Annotated in this window: 19 protein-coding genes; 12 read left to right on the top strand and 7 right to left on the bottom strand. The window is 66.0% G+C overall.

Annotated elements, in window-relative coordinates:
• Positions 1 to 116 precede the first annotated feature (116 nt).
• The 5 genes from tkt to fba all read left to right on the top strand — a co-directional run bounded on the left by tkt (position 117) and on the right by fba (position 7,336).
• Entirely contained in the window at positions 117 to 2,132 is a 2,016-nt protein-coding gene (gene tkt, locus LQF09_RS05775; protein ID WP_270069425.1) for a transketolase, read from the top strand.
• Between the two features lie 142 nt (positions 2,133 to 2,274).
• Complete coding sequence (gap, locus tag LQF09_RS05770) at positions 2,275 to 3,303, top strand: type I glyceraldehyde-3-phosphate dehydrogenase (protein WP_270069424.1); 1,029 nt, start codon at positions 2,275 to 2,277, stop codon at positions 3,301 to 3,303.
• Between the two features lie 67 nt (positions 3,304 to 3,370).
• Positions 3,371 to 4,555 carry a phosphoglycerate kinase gene (locus LQF09_RS05765; protein WP_270069423.1) on the top strand — a complete coding sequence of 395 codons (1,185 nt, stop codon included), beginning with the start codon at positions 3,371 to 3,373 and terminating at the stop codon, positions 4,553 to 4,555.
• Positions 4,556 to 4,695: 140 nt separating this feature from the next.
• Positions 4,696 to 6,150 carry a pyruvate kinase gene (gene pyk, locus LQF09_RS05760; RefSeq protein WP_002938954.1) on the top strand — a complete coding sequence of 485 codons (1,455 nt, stop codon included), beginning with the start codon at positions 4,696 to 4,698 and terminating at the stop codon, positions 6,148 to 6,150.
• A gap of 121 nt (positions 6,151 to 6,271) precedes the next feature.
• Positions 6,272 to 7,336, top strand: a complete 1,065-nt coding sequence (gene fba / locus LQF09_RS05755; protein ID WP_270069422.1) for a class II fructose-bisphosphate aldolase — start codon at positions 6,272 to 6,274, stop codon at positions 7,334 to 7,336.
• A 66-nt stretch (positions 7,337 to 7,402) separates the two neighbouring features.
• Here fba and LQF09_RS05750 read toward each other — a convergent pair whose 3' ends face one another.
• The gene (locus LQF09_RS05750) at positions 7,403 to 8,323 is read right to left on the bottom strand and encodes a LysR family transcriptional regulator (RefSeq protein ID WP_002929445.1); all 921 of its coding nucleotides are present in this window, start codon (positions 8,321 to 8,323) and stop codon (positions 7,403 to 7,405) included.
• A gap of 134 nt (positions 8,324 to 8,457) precedes the next feature.
• On the opposite strand from LQF09_RS05750, the gene LQF09_RS05745 reads away from it, so the two are divergent.
• The 7 genes from LQF09_RS05745 (at position 8,458) to LQF09_RS05715 (ending at position 16,109) form a co-directional block, all read left to right on the top strand.
• The gene (locus LQF09_RS05745; protein WP_270069421.1) at positions 8,458 to 9,924 is read left to right on the top strand and encodes a form I ribulose bisphosphate carboxylase large subunit; all 1,467 of its coding nucleotides are present in this window, start codon (positions 8,458 to 8,460) and stop codon (positions 9,922 to 9,924) included.
• Positions 9,925 to 9,959: 35 nt separating this feature from the next.
• Positions 9,960 to 10,385 (top strand): ribulose bisphosphate carboxylase small subunit, encoded by a 426-nt coding sequence (locus LQF09_RS05740; RefSeq protein WP_270069420.1) that lies wholly within the window; start codon positions 9,960 to 9,962, stop codon positions 10,383 to 10,385.
• A gap of 27 nt (positions 10,386 to 10,412) precedes the next feature.
• Complete coding sequence (cbbX, locus tag LQF09_RS05735; RefSeq protein ID WP_002929452.1) at positions 10,413 to 11,315, top strand: CbbX protein; 903 nt, start codon at positions 10,413 to 10,415, stop codon at positions 11,313 to 11,315.
• A gap of 60 nt (positions 11,316 to 11,375) precedes the next feature.
• Positions 11,376 to 12,464 carry a class 1 fructose-bisphosphatase gene (locus LQF09_RS05730; RefSeq protein ID WP_270069419.1) on the top strand — a complete coding sequence of 363 codons (1,089 nt, stop codon included), beginning with the start codon at positions 11,376 to 11,378 and terminating at the stop codon, positions 12,462 to 12,464.
• A gap of 18 nt (positions 12,465 to 12,482) precedes the next feature.
• Positions 12,483 to 13,364 carry a phosphoribulokinase gene (locus LQF09_RS05725; protein ID WP_002929456.1) on the top strand — a complete coding sequence of 294 codons (882 nt, stop codon included), beginning with the start codon at positions 12,483 to 12,485 and terminating at the stop codon, positions 13,362 to 13,364.
• 88 nt (positions 13,365 to 13,452) lie between these two features.
• Positions 13,453 to 14,691: a phosphoglycerate kinase gene (locus LQF09_RS05720; RefSeq protein WP_270069418.1), complete on the top strand. Its 1,239-nt coding sequence runs from the start codon at positions 13,453 to 13,455 to the stop codon at positions 14,689 to 14,691.
• Positions 14,692 to 14,813: 122 nt separating this feature from the next.
• On the top strand, positions 14,814 to 16,109 hold the full coding sequence (locus LQF09_RS05715) for a DUF3422 family protein (protein WP_002929461.1): 1,296 nt from the start codon (positions 14,814 to 14,816) through the stop codon (positions 16,107 to 16,109).
• A 34-nt stretch (positions 16,110 to 16,143) separates the two neighbouring features.
• Here the strand turns inward: LQF09_RS05715 and LQF09_RS05710 are convergent, their stop codons facing one another.
• The 6 genes from LQF09_RS05710 to LQF09_RS05685 all read right to left on the bottom strand — a co-directional run bounded on the left by LQF09_RS05710 (position 16,144) and on the right by LQF09_RS05685 (position 21,123).
• On the bottom strand, positions 16,144 to 18,267 hold the full coding sequence (locus LQF09_RS05710) for a sensor domain-containing diguanylate cyclase (RefSeq protein WP_270069417.1): 2,124 nt from the start codon (positions 18,265 to 18,267) through the stop codon (positions 16,144 to 16,146).
• Between the two features lie 200 nt (positions 18,268 to 18,467).
• On the bottom strand, positions 18,468 to 18,749 hold the full coding sequence (locus LQF09_RS05705; protein WP_002929463.1) for a hypothetical protein: 282 nt from the start codon (positions 18,747 to 18,749) through the stop codon (positions 18,468 to 18,470).
• 240 nt (positions 18,750 to 18,989) lie between these two features.
• Positions 18,990 to 19,634 carry a hypothetical protein gene (locus LQF09_RS05700; protein ID WP_002929464.1) on the bottom strand — a complete coding sequence of 215 codons (645 nt, stop codon included), beginning with the start codon at positions 19,632 to 19,634 and terminating at the stop codon, positions 18,990 to 18,992.
• Positions 19,635 to 19,708: 74 nt separating this feature from the next.
• Positions 19,709 to 20,278: a peroxiredoxin gene (locus tag LQF09_RS05695; RefSeq protein ID WP_037984559.1), complete on the bottom strand. Its 570-nt coding sequence runs from the start codon at positions 20,276 to 20,278 to the stop codon at positions 19,709 to 19,711.
• A gap of 78 nt (positions 20,279 to 20,356) precedes the next feature.
• Entirely contained in the window at positions 20,357 to 20,764 is a 408-nt protein-coding gene (locus tag LQF09_RS05690) for a GFA family protein (protein ID WP_037984562.1), read from the bottom strand.
• A gap of 83 nt (positions 20,765 to 20,847) precedes the next feature.
• Positions 20,848 to 21,123 carry a hypothetical protein gene (locus tag LQF09_RS05685; protein ID WP_002929469.1) on the bottom strand — a complete coding sequence of 92 codons (276 nt, stop codon included), beginning with the start codon at positions 21,121 to 21,123 and terminating at the stop codon, positions 20,848 to 20,850.
• Positions 21,124 to 21,268 lie beyond the last annotated feature (145 nt).

Here is a 21,268-nt window from a genome sequence, read left to right as displayed (position 1 = left end):
GCAGTTGGCGCCAGCGCGCGCAATTGCAGGGCCGTGGTTCCTGAATTTCCAAAAATGCCGAGGTTTCAGCGATAATTCTGGTTTTTTCCAGCCGCCCCGGCGGCGTCGAGGCAACCATGTCGCAGTCCAGAAACGTCAAGCCCCCGGTTTTCAACCCGCTTACCGGCGCCATCCGCGCGCTGGCGATGGATGCCGTGCAACAGGCCAACTCCGGCCATCCGGGCGCGCCGATGGGCATGGCCGAGATCGCCGAGGTGCTGTGGCGCCACCATCTGCGCCACAACCCGGCCAACCCCAAGTGGGCCGACCGCGACCGCTTCGTGCTGTCGAACGGCCACGGTTCGATGCTGATCTACGCGCTGCTCCACCTCACCGGCTACGATCTGCCGATCGAGGAGCTCAAGCGCTTCCGCCAGCTGCACAGCAAGACCCCGGGCCACCCGGAATACGGTTACGCCCCCGGCGTCGAGACCACCACCGGCCCGCTCGGCCAGGGCATCACCAACGCCGTCGGCATGGCACTCGCCGAGAAGATCCTCGCCGCCGAGTTCAATCGGCCTGGCCACGAGGTCGTCAATCACAACACCTATGTATTCCTGGGCGACGGCTGCCTGATGGAAGGCATTTCGCACGAGGCCTGCTCGCTCGCCGGCACCTGGGGCCTGGGCAAGCTCATCGCCTTCTACGACGACAACAACATCTCCATCGACGGCCACGTCGAGGGCTGGTTCACCGACGACACCCCGAAGCGCTTCGAAGCCTACGGCTGGCAGGTCATCCGCGACGTTCAGGGCCACGACCCGGTCGCCATCGAAGCAGCCATCCAGCAGGCCAAGGCCAACACTGCCCAGCCCACGCTGATCTGTTGCAAGACCATCATCGGCGCCGGCGCGCCCAACAAGCAGGACAGCCATGATGTGCACGGCGCCCCGCTCGGCGCCGCCGAGATCGAGGCCGCGCGTGCCCACATCGGCTGGAACCATCCCCCCTTCCACATCCCGGCCGACGTCTACGCTGCCTGGGACGCGCGCACCAAGGGCGCCTCGCTCGAGGCGCAGTGGAATGCCACCTTTGCCGCCTACCGTGCAGCCCACCCCGAACTCGCCGCCGAGTTCGAGCGCCGCATGGCCGGCGAGCTGCCTGCCGACTGGGACAGCCACGTCGCCGCGGTGCTCGCCAAGGTTGTCGACAAGGCCGAGACCATCGCCACCCGCAAGGCCAGCCAGAACAGCATCGAAGCCTACGCCCCCAAGCTGCCCGAACTGCTCGGCGGCTCGGCCGACCTCGCCGGCTCCAACCTCACGCTGTGGTCCGGCGCCAAGGGTGTCAGCAGGACCAGCGGCGGCAACTACGTGTATTACGGCGTACGTGAGTTCGGCATGGCGGCAATCGCCAACGGCGTCGCGCTGCACGGCGGCCTGATCCCCTACACCGCCACCTTCCTGATGTTCAGCGAGTACGCGCGCAACGCCTTGCGCATGGCCGCGCTGATGAAGGTGCGCCAGATCTTCGTGTTCACCCACGACTCGATCGGCCTCGGCGAGGACGGCCCCACTCACCAACCGGTGGAGCAGACCGCAACGCTGCGCCTGATCCCCAACATGGACGTATGGCGCCCCTGCGACACCACCGAATCGGCAGTGGCCTGGGCGAGCGCGATCGAACGCAAGGACGGCCCGACCAGCATGTGCTTCTCGCGCCAGAACCTGCCCTTCCAGGCGCGCACGGCCGAACAGGTCGCCGCAATCCGCAAGGGCGGCTACGTCCTGTCGGAAGCTGAGGGTGGCACGCCGCAGGCGGTGATCCTCGCCACCGGCTCCGAAGTCGCCCTCGCCATCGCTGCGCAGCAGGCCCTGGCCGAACAAGGCGTCGCGGTGCGCGTGGTGTCCATGCCCTCGACCAACGTCTTCGACCGTCAGGATGCTGCCTACAAGGCCAGCGTGCTGCCCGCCGGCCTGCCGCGCGTCGCGGTCGAGGCCGGCAGCACCGACGGCTGGTACAAGTACGTCGGCCTCGAAGGTCGTGTCATCGGCATCGACCGCTTCGGCGAATCGGCACCCGCCGGCGAGCTGTTCAAGTATTTCGGCATCACCGCGGATGCGGTCGTGCAGGCAGTGAAAGCGGTGCTCTGAAGAAGGCCTGGCGCGGGAGCGGCTCCGGAAACGGACCGCTCCCGCTGCACATCAAGGCACGGACCGGCGCGGGCCGGCAGCGCATCAACAAGGACAAACACCCGGTTTTCCACTCTTACCTTCATTCCAGGGAGAAGCATCGATGAGCATCAAGGTCGCCATCAACGGTTTCGGTCGTATCGGTCGCTGCACGCTGCGCGCCATCTACGAGCAGGGCCTGCAGAACGAATTCGAAGTGGTCGCCATCAACGCCTCAGGCGATCTGGCCACCAACGCCCACCTGCTCAAGTACGACACCACGCATGGCCGCTTCGCCACCTCGGTCGAGACCGAAGGCGAGAACTGCATCATCATCGATGGCAAGAAGATCCCCTTCTACTCCACCAAGGACCCGAAGGGCGTCAACTGGGGCAGCCACGGCGTTGACGTGCTGCTCGAATGCACCGGCGCCTACACCACCAAGGCCAAGGCCCAAGCCCTGCTCGACATGGGTGCCAAGCGCGTGCTGATCTCCGCCCCGGGCGGCGATGACGTGGACACCACCATCGTCATGGGTGTGAACGAAGAAGTGCTGCGCGGCGACATGACCGTCGTCTCCAACGCCTCTTGCACCACCAACTGCCTGGCCCCGGTTGCCAAGATCCTGGCCGACAGCGTCGGCATCAAGCAGGGCCTGATGACCACCATCCACGCCTACACCAACGACCAGGTGACCGTGGACGTGCGCCACAAGGACCTGCGCCGCGCCCGCGCCGCCGCCGCCAACATCATCCCGACCAAGACCGGTGCCGCCAAGGCCGTCGGCCTGGTGCTGCCGCAGCTCGTCGGCAAGGTCGATGGCTTCGCGCTGCGCGTGCCCACCATCAACGTGTCGCTGGTCGACCTCACCTTCACCGCCGAGCGCGCCACCACCAAGGAAGAGATCAACGCATTGATGACCGCCGCCGCCAACGGCCCGCTCAAGGGCATCCTGGCGGTGAACAACGAGCCGCTGGTGTCGTCGGACTTCAACCACACTACCGTCTCGTCCACCTTCGATGCCACCCAGACCCGCGTCATCAAGGGCGAGGACGGCTCGGTGCTGGTCAAGGTGCTGGCCTGGTACGACAACGAGTGGGGCTACTCCTGCCGCATGCTCGACGCCGCGCGCGCCTTCTACAACGCCAAGTAAGCCGGCCACCGATAGCACAACCCCAACGCCCTGCCCTGCAGGGCGTTTTCACGAGCCTGATACGACCATGCAAGTCAAGAAACTCACCGAACTCGACGTCAGCGGCAAGAAGGTGTTCATCCGTGCCGACCTCAACGTGCCGCAGGACGAAGCCGGCAACATCACCGAGGACACCCGCATCCGCGCCTCCATCCCCTCCATTCGCTACTGCCTCGAGCACGGCGCTGCAGTGATGGTCACCTCCCACCTCGGCCGCCCCACCGAAGGCGAACTGCGCGCCGAAGACTCGCTGATGCCGGTCGCCGTACGCCTGGGCCAGCTCCTCGACAAGCCGGTACGGCTGATCCAGGGCTGGGTCGACGGCGGCTTCGAAGTCAAGCCGGGCGAGGTCGTGCTGCTCGAGAACTGCCGCTGCAACAAGGGCGAGAAGAAGGACAACGAAGAGCTCGCCAGGAAGATGGCCGCGCTGTGCGACATCTACGTCAATGACGCCTTTGGCACCGCTCACCGCGCCGAAGCCACCACCCACGGCATCGCCCGCTTCGCCCCGGTCGCCTGCGCGGGCATCCTGATGGGCGCCGAGATCGACGCGCTGTCCAAGGCGCTGCACAACCCGGCCCGCCCGCTGGTGGCGATCGTCGGCGGTGCCAAGGTGTCGACCAAGCTCACCATCCTGCGCACGCTGGCCGACAAGGTCGACCAGCTCATCGTCGGTGGCGGTATCGCCAACACCTTCCTGCTCGCCGCCGGCAAGCGCATCGGCGAGTCGCTCGCCGAACCCGAGATGGTGCGCGAGGCGCAGCAGGTGATGGACATCATGAAGGCACGCGGCGCCGAAGTGCCGCTGCCTGTGGACGTGGTCGTGGCCGACGAGGTCTCGGCGCTCGCCCGTGCCAACCGCATTTCGGTGGACGAAGTCGGCCCCCACGACCGCATCCTCGACTTCGGCCCGAAGAGTTCGGCGCGCCTGGCGGACATCATCGCCCACGCCGGCACCATCGTCTGGAACGGCCCGGTCGGCGTCTTCGAGCACCCGCAGTTCGCCGGCGGCACCAAGATGATGGCCTCGGCCATCGCCCACTCCGAGGCCTTCTCGATCGCCGGCGGCGGCGACACCCTGGCGGCCATCGCCAAGTTCGACATCGCCCAGGACGTCGGCTACATCTCCACCGGCGGCGGCGCCTTCCTCGAATTCCTCGAGGGCAAGACGCTGCCCGCGATCGAGGCACTGGAAGAACGCTTCGCAGCCTGACCCAGGCCACAGCCTGCGCCGTCGGAAGGCCGTCCCACGCGACGGCCTTTTTCTCGTGCGGCGCTAGAATGCCGGCTGACAAGCGCTTTCAGGCCTGCCGCCCCCCGGCCATCACGTACCCCGCCTCGCTGGAGTCCTACATGTCCCGCCACACCAAGATCGTCGCCACCCTCGGCCCCGCCTCATCAGACCCCCACGTCCTGCAACGCATGGTCCAGGCCGGCGTCGATGTGGTGCGCATGAACTTCTCCCACGGCAAGGCCGAGGACCACGTCGCGCGCGCCGAGGCAATCCGCGAGGCCTCGGCACTCGCCGGTCGGCCGGTCGGCATCCTCGCCGACCTGCAAGGTCCCAAGATCCGCGTCGGCAAGTTCGCAGACGGCCGGATCACACTCACCAAGGACCAACCCTTCATCCTCGACGCACGCTGCGAGCTCGGCAGCGGCGAGCGTGTCGGACTCGACTACAAGGACCTGCCCAAGGACGTCAAGCCGGGCGACGTGCTGCTGCTCGACGACGGCCGCCTCAAGCTCACCGTGCAGCGCGTGCTCGGCCACGAGATCCACACCACGGTGAAGGTGGGCGGCGAGCTGTCGAACAACAAGGGCATCAACCGTCAGGGCGGCGGGCTCACCGCCCCCGCGCTCACCGCCAAGGACATGGATGACATCCGCACCGCGGCGCAGATCGGCGTGGACTTTGTTGCCGTGTCCTTCCCCAAGAGCGCGGCCGACATGTACATGGCCCGCCAGCTGCTGCGCGCCGCCGGCAGCAGCGCGGTGCTGATCGCCAAGATCGAGCGCACCGAGGCCGTCGCCAACCTGGAGGAGATCCTAGGCGCCTCAGACGGCATCATGGTGGCGCGCGGCGACCTCGCAGTCGAGGTCGGCGACGCCGCCGTGCCTGCCCTGCAGAAGAAGATGATCCGCGCCGCGCGTGACCGTAACAAGCTCACCATCACTGCCACGCAGATGATGGAATCGATGATCACCAGCCCGGTGCCGACGCGCGCCGAGGTGTCCGATGTCGCCAACGCGGTGCTCGACGGCACCGACGCGGTGATGCTGTCGGCCGAGACCGCCGCCGGCAAGTACCCGGTGGAAGTCATCGAGGCGATGAGCCGGGTCTGCCTGGAGGCCGAGAAGTCGTCCGAGATCGGACTGGACCGCGAGATGCTCAACCGTGTGTTCTCCCGCATCGACCAGTCGATCGCGATGGCGGCGATCTGGACCGCCTACCACCTCAAGGTCAAGGCCATCGCCTCGCTCACCCAGACCGGGTCGACCGCACTGTGGATGAGCCGGCTCAATGCCGGCGTGCCGATCTATGCCCTCACCCCGGAGGTAACGGCGCGCAATCTGATGACGCTGTACCGCGAGGTGCACCCGTTGCTGATGAGCCAGACCCACCAGGACCGCGACGTACTGCTGTGGGAGGCCGAACAGGTCCTGCTCGAGCAGGGCGTAGTCGACTACGGCGACCTCATCGTGCTCACCATCGGCGAGCCGATCGGTGCCTCGGGCGGCACCAACACGCTCAAGATAGTGCGCGTGGGCGAACACCACCGCCCGGGCACCCTGGACGACCGCCTCTGAGGCCCGGCCGCCTGCCCCATACCTGTCGCGCCGGCATGACGCATGCACCGCGCGACAGGATAAAATAACGACTTTCGAACATCGAACCGCCGGTCACCGGCGCCCCCTCCCGGAGAAACCCATGCCCCTCGTTTCCATGCGCCAGCTGCTCGACCACGCGGCCGAACACAGTTACGGCCTGCCCGCCTTCAACGTGAACAACCTCGAACAGGTCCAGGCCATCATGGAAGCGGCGGCCGAATGCGACAGTCCGGTGATCATGCAGGCCTCGGCCGGCGCGCGTAAATACGCCGGCGAAGCCTTCCTTCGCCACCTCATCGACGCCGCCGTCGAAGCCTACCCGAACATCCCCATCGTCATGCACCAGGACCACGGCCAGAGCCCTGCGATCTGCATGGGTGCGATCCGCTCGGGCTTCTCCAGCGTGATGATGGACGGCTCGCTGCTGGAAGACGGTAAGACGCCTTCCTCCTACGACTACAACGTCGCCGTCACCCGCGAAGTGGTGAAGTTCTCGCACGCCATCGGCGTCAGCGTCGAAGGCGAGCTCGGCTGCCTCGGCTCGCTCGAGACCGGCCAGGCCGGCGAGGAAGACGGTGTCGGCGCCGAGGGCACGCTCGACCACAGCCAGATGCTGACCGACCCCGACCAGGCCGCCGACTTCGTCAAGCAGACCGACTGCGACGCGCTTGCCATCGCCATCGGCACCAGCCACGGCGCCTACAAGTTCAGCCGCAAGCCCACCGGCGACATCCTCGCCATCGAGCGCGTCAAGGCCATCCATGCCCGCATTCCCAACACCCACCTGGTGATGCACGGCTCGAGCTCGGTGCCCCAGGAGCTGCTCGAGATCATCCGCCAGTACGGCGGCGACATGAAGGAAACCTACGGCGTGCCGGTCGAGGAGATCGTGCAGGGCATCAAGTACGGCGTGCGCAAGATCAACATCGACACTGACATCCGCCTGGCGATGACCGGTGCAGTGCGCAAGTTCCTGGTCGAGAATCCCTCCAAGTTCGACCCGCGCGAGTTCAACAAGCCCGCGCGTGAAGCCGCCAAGCTGGTGTGCAAGGCCCGCTTCGAAGCCTTCGGCTGCGCCGGCATGGCCAGCAAGATCAAGGCGATCTCGCTCGACAAGATGGCTGTGCGCTACAAGGCAGGCGAGCTGACGCAGATCGTGCGCTGAGCCGACGCGGCTTTCCAGTCAGATCGAAACGCGCCCACGTGGCGCGTTTTCTTTTTTGCGCTGGCCTCAGCGCTCCATCGCCCGCATCCGCGCCGCCCCCTCGGTCTGCAGGAACTCCAGCAACGCGTCGAGCGCGGGCGTCATTGGCCGGTCGGTGCGCGAGACCACGTTCCACTCGCGGATGACCGGCGTGTCGGCTACATCCAACCGCACCAGGCGCCCGCTTTCCACCTCCATTGCAAAGGTGTGATGCGACAGGAAGGCGATGCCCATGCCGGCCATCACCGCCTGCTTCAGAGTCTCGTTGCTGCCGAGCTCGTCCGCCGCCAGCGGCTTGACGCCGTGCGCGCGCAGGAAGCGCTCGAGGTTGTCGCGCGTGCCCGAGCCCTGCTCGCGCAGCAGCAGGCGCTCGTCGGTCAGCGCCGCGGGCGGGATGCGCTTGCGTCCGGCCAGGCGGTGGTCCGGGCGCGCCACGAAGGACAGCCGGTGCGGAGCGAAGGGAATCCGGCGCAAGTCTATGCCGCGCGGCGGCTGCCCCATGATCGCCACGTCACAGCGCTGTTCCTGCAGCAGCGTGCGCACCCGCTCGCGGTTCTCCACCGTCAGGCGGAAGGTGATGTCCGGGTGGCGACGACCGAACTCGGCCAGCAGGTGCGGCACGAAGTACTCCGCAGTCGTGATCGCCACCACGTCCAGCGTGCCGGCCGCCACGCCCATGCGCGCCTTCAGCTCGACCTCGGCCAGTTCGAGCGCCTGCAGTGCCTGGCGCGCCGCCCGCGCCACGATCTCGCCCGCCGGGGTCAGGTGGATCTCGCGCCGGCCATCGACCAGCACCTGGCCCACGATCGCCTCCGCGTCGCGGATCTGCATCGAGATCGCCGGCTGGGTCAGGTGCAGCAGGCGTGCGGCCTGGGTGAAGCTGGCGCTGTCGGCCACCGCCACCAGGGCGCGGAGCTGCTTGAGGGTAAGGCGCTGGGCGAGCTTCATCAGAAAACCTTATCTCAATAAGCCAGAAAACCTCATTTGAGCTTATTAAAGCACCGCCCTATTGTCCAGTCACCACCGCTTGCAAGTCACCGCTTCACAGCCCCTGGCAGCACACAAACGGAAGGAGACACGACATGGGCGCCGCAGACACCCCGCAACAGATCCTCGACCCCAAGAAGCGCTACCAGGCCGGCGTGCTGAAGTATGCGCAGATGGGTTACTGGAACCCGGACTACGAGCCCAAGGACACCGACGTGCTCGCGGTCTTCCGCATCACCCCGCAGGAAGGCGTCGATCCGATCGAAGCGGCCGCTGCGGTCGCCGGCGAATCCTCCACCGCGACCTGGACCGTGGTGTGGACCGACCGCCTCACCGCCTGCGACATGTACCGCGCCAAGGCCTACCGCATCGAGCCGGTGCCCGGCCAGGAGGGCCAGTACTTCTGCTGGGTCGCCTACGATCTCGACCTGTTCGAGGAAGGCTCGATCGCCAACCTCACCGCGTCGATCATCGGCAACGTCTTCAGCTTCAAGCCGCTCAAGGCCGCGCGCCTGGAAGACATGCGCCTGCCCGTGGCCTATGTGAAGACCTTCCGCGGCCCCCCGACCGGCATCGTGGTCGAGCGCGAGCGCCTGGAAAAATACGGCCGCCCGCTGCTGGGCGCGACGATGAAGCCCAAGCTCGGCCTGTCCGGCAAGAACTACGGCCGCGTGGTGTATGAGGCCCTGCGCGGTGGCCTGGACTTCACCAAGGACGACGAGAACATCAACTCGCAGCCCTTCATGCACTGGCGTGACCGCTTCCTGTACTGCATGGAAGGCGTCAATCAGGCCGCGGCGCAGACCGGCGAATCCAAGGGCCACTACCTCAACATCACCGCCGGCACCATGGAGGAGATGTACAAGCGCGCGGAATTCGCCCGCGACCTCGGCTCCTGCATCGTCATGATCGACCTCATCGTCGGCTGGACCGCGATCCAGTCGATGAGCAACTGGTGCCGCGACAACGACATGATCCTGCACCTGCACCGCGCCGGCCACGGCACCTACACCAGGCAGAAGAACCACGGCGTGTCCTTCCGCGTCATCGCCAAGTGGCTGCGCCTGGCCGGCGTCGATCACATGCACGCCGGCACCGCGGTCGGCAAGCTCGAAGGCGACCCGATGACGGTACAAGGCTTCTACAACGTCTGCCGCGACACCTTCACCAGGCAGGACCTGCCGCGCGGCCTGTTCTTCGACCAGGACTGGGCCAGCATCAAGCGCGTGATGCCGGTGGCCTCGGGCGGCATCCATGCCGGCCAGATGCACCAGCTGCTCAGCCTGTTTGGCGACGAGGTCGTGCTGCAGTTCGGCGGCGGCACCATCGGCCACCCGATGGGCATCCAGGCCGGCGCCACCGCCAACCGCGTCGCGCTCGAGGCCATGGTGCTCGCCCGCAACGAAGGTCGCGACATCGCCAACGAAGGCCCGCAGATCCTCGCCGACGCCGCCAGGTGGTGCCAGCCGCTGCGCGCCGCGCTCGATACCTGGGGTGACATCACCTTCAACTACACCAGCACCGACACGTCGGACTTCGTGCCGACCGCCAGCGTGGCCTGAAGCTCAGCCCCATCCCGGAACCGAGGAGACCCATCATGCGCATCACCCAAGGCTGCTTTTCCTTCCTGCCCGACCTCACCGACACCCAGATCGCGGCCCAGATCAACTACTGCCTCGACCAGAACTGGGCGGTCGCGATCGAGTTCACCGACGACCCCCACCCGCGCAACACCTACTGGAACATGTGGGGCCTGCCGATGTTCGACCTGCGCGACCCCGCCGGCGTGATGGGCGAACTCAAGGCCTGCCGCGAGGCCAAGCCCGAGACCTACATCCGCATCAACGCCTTCGACTCGACCAAGGGCTGGGAGACGGTACGCATGTCCTTCATCGTCCAGCGCCCCACCGCCGAGCCCGGCTTCCGCGTGATCCGCCAGGAAACGCAGGGCCGCAAGCTGCGCTACACGATTGAGAGCTACGCCGTCGGCCGCAACCCGGAAGGCGCGCGCTACAGCGCCTGACCCCCGACGACAGCAGGAGACGAGTCCATGAACGCCCCCGAGAAGGCCCCCGCCCCCGCCCGCATCGACCTCGGTGCCGAGTTCCGGGACGCCGGTATCGGCGAGGTGCTCGAGTCCCTCGAGCGCGACCTGGTCGGCCTCGCCCCGGTCAAGCGCCGCGTGCGCGAGATCGCCGCCCTGCTGCTCGTCGACCGCGTGCGCCAACGCCTGGGGCTGACCACCGAACAGCCCTCGCTGCACATGAGCTTCACCGGGAACCCCGGCACCGGCAAGACCACCGTCGCCATGCGCATGGCCGAGATCCTGCACCGCCTCGGCTACTGCCGCCGCGGCCACGTCGTCGCGGTGACGCGCGACGACCTCGTCGGCCAGTACATCGGCCACACCGCGCCAAAAACCAAGGAGGTGTTGAAGCGCGCCATGGGCGGCGTCCTCTTCATCGACGAAGCCTACTACCTCTACCGCCCGGAGAACGAAAAGGACTACGGCCAGGAGGCGATCGAGATCCTGCTGCAGGTGATGGAGAACCAGCGCGACGACCTGGTGGTGATCCTCGCCGGCTACGCCGACCGCATGGAGCGCTTCTTCGAATCGAACCCAGGCATGAAATCGCGCATCGCCCACCACATCGACTTCCCCGACTACAGCAACAGCGAACTCGGCGAGATCGCCCAGCGCATGCTCGCCGGCTGGAACTACCGCTTCGACGAGGCCGCCTTCAGCGCCTTCGACGAATACATCGTCCTGCGTCGCCGCCAGTCGCACTTTGCCAACGCCCGCAGCATCCGCAACGCACTCGACCGCATGCGCCTGCGCCAGGCCCTTCGCCTGTTCGAATCCGGCGCCACGGTCGACGCTGAGGCGCTCACCACCATCACCGAATCCGATGTCCGCGCCAGCCGTCACTTCCAGCAGGCCGAGGCCGGCTGAACGCGCGCCGCACCCATAACGACAAGCACCGTTCCGGCACCACGCCGGGGGAGACAGACCATGTTCAACCTCGACCGCAGCACGCTCACCGAATACCTGATCGAACACCGCCGCCGCACCCCCGAGGCCACCGGCGAATTCAACGCTCTGATCCTGCAGATCGCCCAGGCATGCAAGGCCATCTCGCGCGCAGTCGCCCACGGCGCACTCGCCGACGTACTCGGCAGCCACGGCAGTGCCAACGTGCAGGGCGAGGAGCAGAAGAAGCTCGACGTGCTCGCCGACGAGATCTTCCTGCGCGCCACGCACTGGGGCGGCGACCTCGCCGGCATGGTGTCGGAAGAGAACGAGGCCCCCATCCCGCTGCCCGCCAGCGACCAGCGCGGCAAGTACCTGCTTGCCTTCGATCCGCTCGACGGATCAAGCAACATCGACGTCAACGTTGCCGTCGGCTCCATCTTCTCGATCCTGCGCGCACCCACCCCCGGCGAGGACGCCACGGCCGCGGACTTCCTGCAGCCCGGCAGCCGCCAGGTCGCCGCCGGCTACGCCATCTACGGTCCCTCGACGATGCTGGTGCTCAGCGTCGGCAACGGGGTCGCGGGCTTTACCCTCGACCCCATCATCGGCGAGTTCTATCTCACCCACCCCGGCATCCGCTTACCCCAGAACACGCGCGAGTTCGCCATCAATGCGTCCAACACGCGCTTCTGGGAGCCGCCGGTAAGGCGCTACGTCGACGAGTGCCTGGCCGGGCGCAGCGGCCCGCGCGGCGTCGACTTCAACATGCGCTGGATCGCCTCGCTGGTGGCCGAGACCCACCGCATCCTGATGCGCGGCGGCGTCTTCCTCTACCCGCGCGACCGCAAGGACCCGGCCAGGCCCGGCCGGCTGCGCCTGCTCTACGAATGCAACCCGATCGGCTTCCTCATCGAGCAGGCCGGCGGCCGCGCCAGCACCGGCGTGCGCCCGATGCTAGAGGTCCGTCCCGAAAGCCTGCACCAGCGCATCGGCTTCGTCTTCGGGTCGCGGGAAGAAGTCGAGCGCATCGAGCGCTACCACCACGAACCGGTGATCGGCAGCGTGCAGGACGAGCCGCCACTGTTCCACGCCCGCTCGCTGTTCCGTGACACCGAGTTCGCCCAATAGGGACCGAGGGGAGACATCATGTCCGAACGCCACCCGATCGTCGCCATCACTGGCTCCTCCGGTGCCGGCACCAGCACCGTGCAGCGCACCTTCGAGGAGGTGTTCCGCCGCGAAGGCGTCACCGCCGCCGTCATCGAAGGCGACAGCTTCCACGCCTACGACCGCAAGACGATGCGCGAGAAGCTCGCCGCCTGCGAGGGCAGCACGGGCTGCCAGCTCAGCCACTTCGGCCCCGAGGCCAATCTCTTCGGCGAACTCGAGAACCTCTTTCGCAGCTACGCCGAATCCGGCGGCGGCAGGCGCCGCAAGTACCTGCACAGCCTGGAAGAGGCCGAGCACTACCAGCAGCCGCCGGGCACTTTCACCCCTTGGGAAGAGCTGCCCACCGGCACCGACCTGCTGTTCTACGAGGGCCTGCACGGCGCCGTCCAGCACGAGCAGGTGGACGTGGCCCGCTTCGTCGACCTGCTGATCGGCGTGGTGCCGGTGGTGAACCTGGAGTGGATCCAGAAGCTGCACCGCGACAAGAGCACTCGCGGCTACTCCACCGAGGCGGTCACCGACACCATCCTGCGCCGCATGCACGACTACGTTCATTACATCTGCCCGCAGTTCGCCCGCACCCATGTGAACTTCCAGCGCGTGCCGATGGTGGATACCTCCAACCCCTTCATCGCGCGCTCGATCCCGACCGCCGACGAGTCGATGGTGGTGATCCGCTTCGCCAATCCGAAGGGCATCGACTTTCCCTACCTGCTCAACATGATCAACGACAGCTTCATGAGCCGTGCCAACACCATCGTGGTGCCGGGCGGAAAGATGGAGCTGGCCATGCAGCTGATCTTCACGCCCTTCATCTGGCGCCTGATGGACCGCCGTCGCAAGGCGCTGGCGCAATGACGACGAAACACCGGCCACAACGCACCGCCCACGCCCCTGCTCGCATCCGCAGCCTGCGTGCCCGCGCACCATCGAAAGGAGTCCTCCGATGAATTTTCTGCGTCTGTCCGACCTCGACCTTGCCGGCAAGCGGGTCTTCATCCGTGCCGACTTCAATGTTCCCTTCAATGCAGACGGCAGCCTCGCGGACGACACGCGCATCCGCGCCACACTGCCCGCCATCCGCCACTGCCTGGACGCCGGTGCAGCGGTCATGATCACCTCGCACCTCGGACGCCCGGTCGAAGGAGCGCTCGCAGCCGCCGACTCGCTGGCACCCGTCGCTGGCGCATTATCCTCACTGCTCGGACACCCCGTGCCGCTGGTCAAGGACTGGACCGACGGCGGCTTCGGCGTGCGTGCGGGCGAGCTGGTGCTGCTCGAGAACTGCCGGGGCAATGTCGGCGAGAAGGCCGATGACCCACGGCTCGCCGCCCGCATCGCCCGCTTCATCGACGTCTACGTCAACGACGCCTTCGGCACCGCACACCGCAAGGAATGCACCCTCCACGCACTGGCACTCGCCGCGCCGGTGGCCTGCGCCGGGCCGTTGATGACGGCCGAACTCGATGCGCTGGGGCGTGCGCTGGCCCACCCCGCGCGCCCGCTCGCGGCGATCGTCGCCGGCTCGAAGGTGTCGACCAAGCTCACCATCCTCGAGAGTCTGGCTGCCAAGGTAGACGTGCTCGTACTGGGCGGCGGCATCGCCAACACCTTCCTCGCCGCGCGCGGCTGCGAGGTCGGCGCCTCCCTGCACGAACCCGACCTGCTCGACGCCGCCCGCCGCATCGAGCGCCGGCTGGCTGAACACGGCGGCGTGGTTTGGCTGCCCGAGGACGTGGTGGTCGCCGACCGCTTCGCCCCCGACGCCGACGCCCGTAACCATGACACCGAGCACGTACCACCAGGCACCATGATCCTCGACATCGGGCCGCAGAGCCGGGATTCGCTCGCTGGCGTGCTCGCCCGCGCCGGCACCATCGTCTGGAACGGCCCGGTTGGCGTGTTCGAGATGGACGCGTTCGCGGCCGGCACACGGGCACTCGCCTCAGCCATCGCCGTTAGCCCGGCCTACAGCATCGCAGGCGGCGGCGACACGCTGGCAGCCATAGCACGCTTCGACGTTGGCGAGCAGATCGACTACATCTCCACCGGTGGCGGCGCCTTCCTGGCGTTTCTCGAAGGCAGCGAACTGCCGGCCGTCGCCGCATTGCGCACCCGCGCCCGCACGGCGAGCCGTCGCATCGAACCGGTGCCGCAGTTCGAGCACGAGCCGGAGCTCAGCTGAGCGGGCGGCCACTGGCTGCGGTGGGCGGGCCGCCCTCCGCAGCGGCTTGTCATCGCCTGCAGCGGTGGGCAAGAATGCCGACAGATCCGCATTCCCATCCCCACTCGGCCTCCTCCCCCTCCATGTCCCTGCCCGAACAGCACCCCCTGCGCCGCCCGCTCAACGACGAGGTACACGCCCGCCCGCCCGTTCCACTCGACGCCCCCGAGTACGTGAGCTACCTGGCAGTCCTTCACCATGAAGGCAGCGCCAGTCGCGAGGCAGCCCATCTCTCGGCGCTGGCCGAGCAGTTCGGCCTCGACTCCCCGGTTACCGACAGCGGCCACGTCCTGCTCGAGATGGACGGTTTTCGCCTCAAGTGGGAACGACACAACGAGTTCTCCAGCTACACCTTCTTCCGCCCCATCCTGGCCGGTGACAGCAGCGAGGAGCACGCACTGCTGGCCGTACCCGCAGCGTGGCGGCGGGACATCCCGGGGCAGATCATCGCCGCCACCCATATCGAGGTCCGCAGCACGGACGACGTCCTCCCCGACAGCCTGCTCGAGCAGGCCTCGCCGCGCGGCGAAACCCTGGTCGCCTCACGCGTGGCGGATTGCGCCGGCTGGGTATTCACCGACTTCCACATCCACGACGGCTTCTCGCGCTTCGTGCTGCTCGACGACGGCCTCACCCCGCGCCAGGCCGGCCGCATGGTGCAACGCCTGGTCGAGATCGAAACCTATCGCGTGATGGCCCTGCTCGCCTTTCCGGTCGCCAAGGAGGTTGGCCGTCTGCTTTCTCGAGCAGAGGATGAGCTCGCAGACCTCATGGACGGCCTCGGCCAGGCCCGCAGCACCGACGACGACCGCATCATGCTAGGCCGCCTCACCCGCCTGGCGGCGGAGGTCGAACGCTCGGTGGCCCGCACCACCTTCCGCTTCGGCGCCGCAGCGGCCTACTACCGCCTGGTGCAACAACGCATCGACGAACTGCGCGAGTCACGGCTGAACGGCTTCCCTACCATGCGCGAGTTCATGGAACGCCGGCTGGCCCCGGCCATCGCCACCTGCGCGACGATCGCCCGCCGCCAGGAGGATCTGTCGGGCCGCGTCGCACGCAACTCGCAACTGCTGCGTACGCGGGTCGACATCGAGCTCGAACGCCAGAACCAGGAGCTGCTCGCGCAGATGAACCGCCGCGCCAAGATCCAGCTCCATCTGCAGGAGACGGTGGAAGGCCTGTCGGTGGTGGCCATCACCTACTACGCTTCGCAACTGGTCAACTACGTCGCCAAGGGCGCCAAGGACTTCATCGCGCCAGCCACGCCGGAAGTGCTCACCGCGGCGTCGATTCCGGTCATCGCCGGGCTGGTGTACATGGGCTTGCGGCGAATGCGCAAGTTGCTGGCGCGGGAAGAGCACAGCGGCCATCCCTGAGCTGCCCGCCACGGCCCTGCTTCGTCCCCGCGGCCTAGTGCGGGCGTTGGGGCGGCTCGGGGGCGAAGAAGCGCAGCGTGTTGCGGCCGGCAGCCTTGGCCTCGTACATGGCGAGGTCGGCCTGCCGGATCAGCTCGTCCACCTGCAATCCCTTGCCCGCAAAGACTCTGATGCCGATGCTTGGCGTGCTGACATGGACGTGCCCCTGCAACACATAGTGTTTCCCGAGGCAGTCCAGGATCTTCTCGCCGACGGCTCGGGCATGCGCGACCGCCTCGTCCTCGCGCACGCCCAACCCGCCCAGCATCACCACGAACTCGTCGCCGCCGATGCGGGCGACGGTGTCCTCCTCGCGCACGCAGGACCGCAGCCTGCATGCCACTTCCACGAGCAGCACATCGCCCTGGTCATGCCCCAAGGTGTCGTTGAGCGCCTTGAAGTTGTCAAGGTCGATGAACAGCAGCGCCCCATGCTGGGCGTTGCGGCTGCCCTGCGCGAGCAGCTGCTGCAGGCGATCGACCAGCAATCTGCGGTTGGGAAGGTCGGTGAGCGCATCGTAGAAGGCCAGATGGCGGATCTCCTCCTCCATGGCCTTGCGCTGGGTGATGTCCGTGGATATGCCGCACAACGCGTAGATCGAACCATCCTCCCGGCGCAGCGGCAACTTGACTGACATGAAGGTGCGCTCGGCCGTGCCGCTGCGGGTGGTGTTGATCTCTTCGACCGCCACGCGTTCGCCGTGCTCGATCACTCTTCTGTCATTGCGCGCGAGATTCGCAGCGGTGGCCGCATCGAAGAATTCCGCGTCGGTCTTGCCGACCAGGTCTGCCTGACGACAATCGAACAAGTCGCATACCAGGCGGTTCGCATAGCTGTAGCGATAGTCCGCGCCCTTGATATAGATGTAGGCCTCGACACTGTCGAGGATCGTCGCGAGCTTGTCCTCACTCTCACGCAAGCGCTCCGCCTGCGCCCTCAGGGCCGCACGCTGGGCACGGTTCTCGTCGTGATAGCGCATGAAGAGACGTCCGGACCAGCGCGAGAACAGCCAGGACGCAACCAGGGCGACGCCCAGCGCAAGCCCCAGCGCGATCATCAGGCCGCGCCCTCGCGGACCGCTCATGCGTTCGAACGACTCGCGCTCGGCAAGCAGGGCGCCATGCAGTTCGTCCTCGAACACGGCAACGACGAGAATCCAGCCCCAAGGCTGGGCAGTCTCCACTCTGGCCAGCTTGGGCGCAAGCACGCCGGTCGCCGGATTGCGCCACAAGTAGCGCACCAACCCTCCACCCTCGCGCGCCTTGGCGTACAGAGTGCGCAAAGCCTCGCCCTGCTCGGCAGGAAGCTCGCTGAAATGCTTGCCTTCGAGTTCGGGCTCGGAGGGCGAAAGCAGGGAGCGGCCTTCGGCATCGATCAGGCCGACATAGCCACTTTCACCAAAGCGGAAGCCGCGCAGTCGGGCCAGCGCCTCATTCTGAAGATGGATTTCCCACTCGTAGGTGTAATCGCCTGTGCCGATCAGCCAGTCGTAAGGCTCGAAGTGGCGGACATAGGCAAGCTTGTCGGCCATGCGCTGAGGGTCGTCAGGACGGTACCAGCGGTAGCGGAAAAACCCCTGCCCCGGTGGCAGGCGTGCTGCATCGATGAGGCCCCGCATGATGTAGCGGCCAGTGTCGTCCTGGTTATCCGGCATCAGCCGCCCTTCGAACTGCGGGGCGGTGGGCAGCAGGATGAAGCGACCGCTCATGTCGTCGATGAAGAAATATCCTCGCCCATCGAAGAAACGCACAGGCCTGAGCGCCTCGACGATCAAACGCTGAATATCGTCATCGGGTCGCCGTCCCACCTCACGCGCATGTATGGCGGTTGCGATCTGGAGCGCCGCTTCCACAGGCTCGATGACGGCGTTGCGCAACGTCTCTTCGGTGCGCGAGCGGGTAAACTCCAGGTAGTCGAGCGCAGAGGCCATCTCGGCGTCCAGGCGCGCTTCCAGCTTGGCGGTGACAACCTGCTCCAGACGCGCGATCGAGGCCCGATGCGCATCGATGTGCTGCCAGGAAAAGATGCTGCCCAGGGCCAGCGTCAGGACGACAACAACAACCAGGGTACCGACGAGGTGAAGCCGCGGAATGACTCGAGCTTGATCGGAAAGAGACACGATATCGGGGCGCACTGCCAGCGCCAGTATGAATGCACGGACCGGATTCTAGATGCTGCAGCGCAAAATAGCGCCATCAAGCATCACGGTCGCACGCATTCTCAAGGACGGCCACGACAAATCGCGCCCCTACGCGGCAATGCGTCACACAGTCAGTCGGCTGACGGGCTGCCCCCCCTGTCGCACCCGCGCCGTCCGGCCTAGGCAGCGCCCTGCACCCTGCTACTGCCCGGCTCCTGCAACTCTTCACGGACACGCCCCCCACGCATGTCGCCAATCGTTGCCCGCACACTCTTGAGGTGGTACTCCATCAACAGCTTCTTCGTTGCCTCGGGTACGGCCGGATCATGATAGATGCTGTGGAAGAGCTGCGACTGCACGAACATTGTCTGGCGCTTGATCGTGGCGCAATCGGGGTCCCTGACGCCATTGTTCAACTTGGCCACGATCGACAGTACGTCGCGCTTGAACTTGTAGATCACCGGTGTCTTCTCTCGCGATCTGACAGCAGGCGTCTTGTCCGTCGCAAAACCGATGAGTCTGCACAGAAAGGCCTTCATGATTCAGCGGTGGGCACTCGGAGCGCGTCTGGCAACGCATTGTTTCAACACGGGGGACCCAGCCTGCAACTGCAGGACAGCGTCTGATCGAGCGCCGAATTATACCCCCGTCAATTCCGAACGCATAGCAAGCATTCGGCAGGCGGCAGTCTGCCCCCCGGATCAGTGCCAGGCGCCAGCCTCGCGCTCGCGCGCGTACTTGCCGTAACGGTAACCCGACCACGGCGACACGGAAATCACGCCGCCATCGTCAGAGAACGCGAACGTGATGATCTGTTCAGCACCCAGCCACGGTGCCCCCCCGCCCTTGGCGGGCAGAGGTTCGGGCAACCCGAGTGCCCGCGCTTCCGGGGTGAACAGGAAGGGCGCGGGCGAGTGAATCTCCGGCACATACTTCAAGGAAACGAAACGGGTGCCGTCCATGGCATGAACCGGCAGGGATTCGGCGATCTCGCGGACCTTGACCTCGCCAAAGCAGAACCTCGATTCACGACGGCTGTAGTAAGGCTCGCCGGCCTCGAGCAGATGGTACTTCCCGTCCGAGAACGCCAGCAGCCCGGCCTGCTCCAGCCCCTTGCATGCGTCGCACGGGATATGGTTCCACATCGGCGAGCGCGGGAATGCGCCGGGTATGGTGATGCAAGCCGGAGCCAGGCGTTCGAGCTCGGCGTCGATCGCCGTTGCAAACACGGCGGCATGGTCTCTGACCACGGCTGCGCCATGAGGGTCGGCACCCGACTTCATCAACACCAAGTACAGGCCAATACCGGCCGCCGACAATACAAGCACGCCACGAAGCAACTGCATGATATCCCTCGATCCGCATCAAGAAGGCACTTCGATGAAGAGCACCGGCGCCCTGAACGCCCCCGTCAATCCTGTCAGCCTTGTTCTCTGTGCATGCGCAACCACTCAAGAACATCCTCAGCACTCCTGTCCGGCGGAAACACGGGATAGAACACCTTGCGGATGACGCCCTCCTCGACGACCAGCGTCAAGCGCTTGTATAGCTCCATGCCTGCGGCGTTGAAGGTCGGCAGGTGCAGCGCCGTCTTCAAGGCAAGCGCACTATCGCTCAGCAGTTCAAAAGGCAGACGCAGCCGGTCGCGGGCTTCGCGCTGGTAATCCGAGCTCTGGGCACTCAGGCCGAAAACACGCGCCCCAAGCGCGGCGAGTTCGCCATGGTGGTCACGGAAGCTGCAGGACTGCGGCGTACAGCCGCGCGCACCAGGAATTGCATCCCAGCCATCCGGCAAAGGCACACCTGGCTGCCCGGTCCGGGGATATACGTAGATGACGCATGAACCATGCAGGGTGCTCAGATTGACAGTCGAACCATCGGTGGCGGCGAGCACCAGATCTGGCGCAGATGCGCCTTCAAGATGCGCAGCCGCCCCATCATCGACGGGACACGGCAACTCGGGGGGTAACACGGAAGGATTGATATTCATTGCAGCTTCATCAAGTAAGGGTCAAGCACCCGTATCGGCTGTAAACAGCACGCACCGCCCCGGTCCGGAGCCCCCGCCTCAGTGGCTATCGGGAGAGCTGTACCGCTCGATGACCTGCCGTTCGGTCAAGGTGGGCGTCTGGTTCGCGAGCGCATAGTAGCCCGGCTTCCTGTCGATATAGACCTGCGTGACGATCTCGAAATCGGTGGAATCGAACACGCCAGCAGGGACGAAGTGGGCGCCTGTGGACAAGAGCTTGTAGTAGAGGTGCGTTCCACATCTACTGCAGAAGCCTCGCTCTGCCCACTCGGATGACGAAAACACCGAGATATGCTGAGCACCCTCAAACCGTACGTCTGGCCCACAATGAACGGCCAGGAGTGGCCCACCACCCCATCGCCGACAGAACCCGCAATGGCACGCACCAATTTCCTTCACGTCGGGCGCGATGAGGTTCACTGCGCCACAAAGACAACGACCTTTCATGCGCCTATCCTCCAGAGATTGTTGCAGCGGAACACTCGGCCACCTGCGCGCCTGGCACGGTCACAGCACATGTGACCGCTGCCTCAACGCAACGCCATTACAGCATACGGAATGACGACCAGAAGCAACAGACCAAATGACAGGTAGTTTCCTGTTCGTGGATCGAAGTCTCTGAACACCCTGGCCCATGGCCGTTTGAGAAGCGTCCTGGCCAGAACGATATCGAAGCTGGCCATGAACAATGCCAAGGCAAGCCCAATGGCAAGGAGCGCCCCTGGCTCATTCACTCCGATGCCGGGGACAAGCAGGTAACACACACCGAACGCCAAGGCTGTGCCCGTCACGATGCTTACCTTCAAGGCTCGCCCCTTGCCCACCCGCGGAACAAGCACTGCGGCCCATAGAATTCAGTCGGCGATACTCAAGGACACGCCACATTTCCTATTCTCAAACGACTCCAGCACAGAGCGTTGCTCATTGCCTGGAACCCATCGATGACTGTGC

It is taken from the genome of Thauera sp. WB-2 (assembly GCF_027594845.1).
GTDB lineage: Bacteria > Pseudomonadota > Gammaproteobacteria > Burkholderiales > Rhodocyclaceae > Thauera > Thauera mechernichensis.
This window is presented reverse-complemented; position numbering and strand designations above follow the sequence as displayed.

Excerpts from the sequence above, each read along its gene's own strand:
- tkt (WP_270069425.1), top strand. The coding sequence starts at position 117 with ATGTCGCAGTCCAGAAACGTCAAGCCCCCGGTTTTCAACCCGCTTACC.
- gap (WP_270069424.1), top strand. The coding sequence starts at position 2,275 with ATGAGCATCAAGGTCGCCATCAACGGTTTCGGTCGTATCGGTCGCTGC.
- LQF09_RS05765 (WP_270069423.1), top strand. The coding sequence starts at position 3,371 with ATGCAAGTCAAGAAACTCACCGAACTCGACGTCAGCGGCAAGAAGGTG.
- pyk (WP_002938954.1), top strand. The coding sequence starts at position 4,696 with ATGTCCCGCCACACCAAGATCGTCGCCACCCTCGGCCCCGCCTCATCA.
- fba (WP_270069422.1), top strand. The coding sequence starts at position 6,272 with ATGCCCCTCGTTTCCATGCGCCAGCTGCTCGACCACGCGGCCGAACAC.
- LQF09_RS05750 (WP_002929445.1), bottom strand. The coding sequence starts at position 8,323 with ATGAAGCTCGCCCAGCGCCTTACCCTCAAGCAGCTCCGCGCCCTGGTG.
- LQF09_RS05745 (WP_270069421.1), top strand. The coding sequence starts at position 8,458 with ATGGGCGCCGCAGACACCCCGCAACAGATCCTCGACCCCAAGAAGCGC.
- LQF09_RS05740 (WP_270069420.1), top strand. The coding sequence starts at position 9,960 with ATGCGCATCACCCAAGGCTGCTTTTCCTTCCTGCCCGACCTCACCGAC.
- cbbX (WP_002929452.1), top strand. The coding sequence starts at position 10,413 with ATGAACGCCCCCGAGAAGGCCCCCGCCCCCGCCCGCATCGACCTCGGT.
- LQF09_RS05730 (WP_270069419.1), top strand. The coding sequence starts at position 11,376 with ATGTTCAACCTCGACCGCAGCACGCTCACCGAATACCTGATCGAACAC.
- LQF09_RS05725 (WP_002929456.1), top strand. The coding sequence starts at position 12,483 with ATGTCCGAACGCCACCCGATCGTCGCCATCACTGGCTCCTCCGGTGCC.
- LQF09_RS05720 (WP_270069418.1), top strand. The coding sequence starts at position 13,453 with ATGAATTTTCTGCGTCTGTCCGACCTCGACCTTGCCGGCAAGCGGGTC.
- LQF09_RS05715 (WP_002929461.1), top strand. The coding sequence starts at position 14,814 with ATGTCCCTGCCCGAACAGCACCCCCTGCGCCGCCCGCTCAACGACGAG.
- LQF09_RS05700 (WP_002929464.1), bottom strand. The coding sequence starts at position 19,634 with ATGCAGTTGCTTCGTGGCGTGCTTGTATTGTCGGCGGCCGGTATTGGC.
- LQF09_RS05695 (WP_037984559.1), bottom strand. The coding sequence starts at position 20,278 with ATGAATATCAATCCTTCCGTGTTACCCCCCGAGTTGCCGTGTCCCGTC.
- LQF09_RS05690 (WP_037984562.1), bottom strand. The coding sequence starts at position 20,764 with ATGAAAGGTCGTTGTCTTTGTGGCGCAGTGAACCTCATCGCGCCCGAC.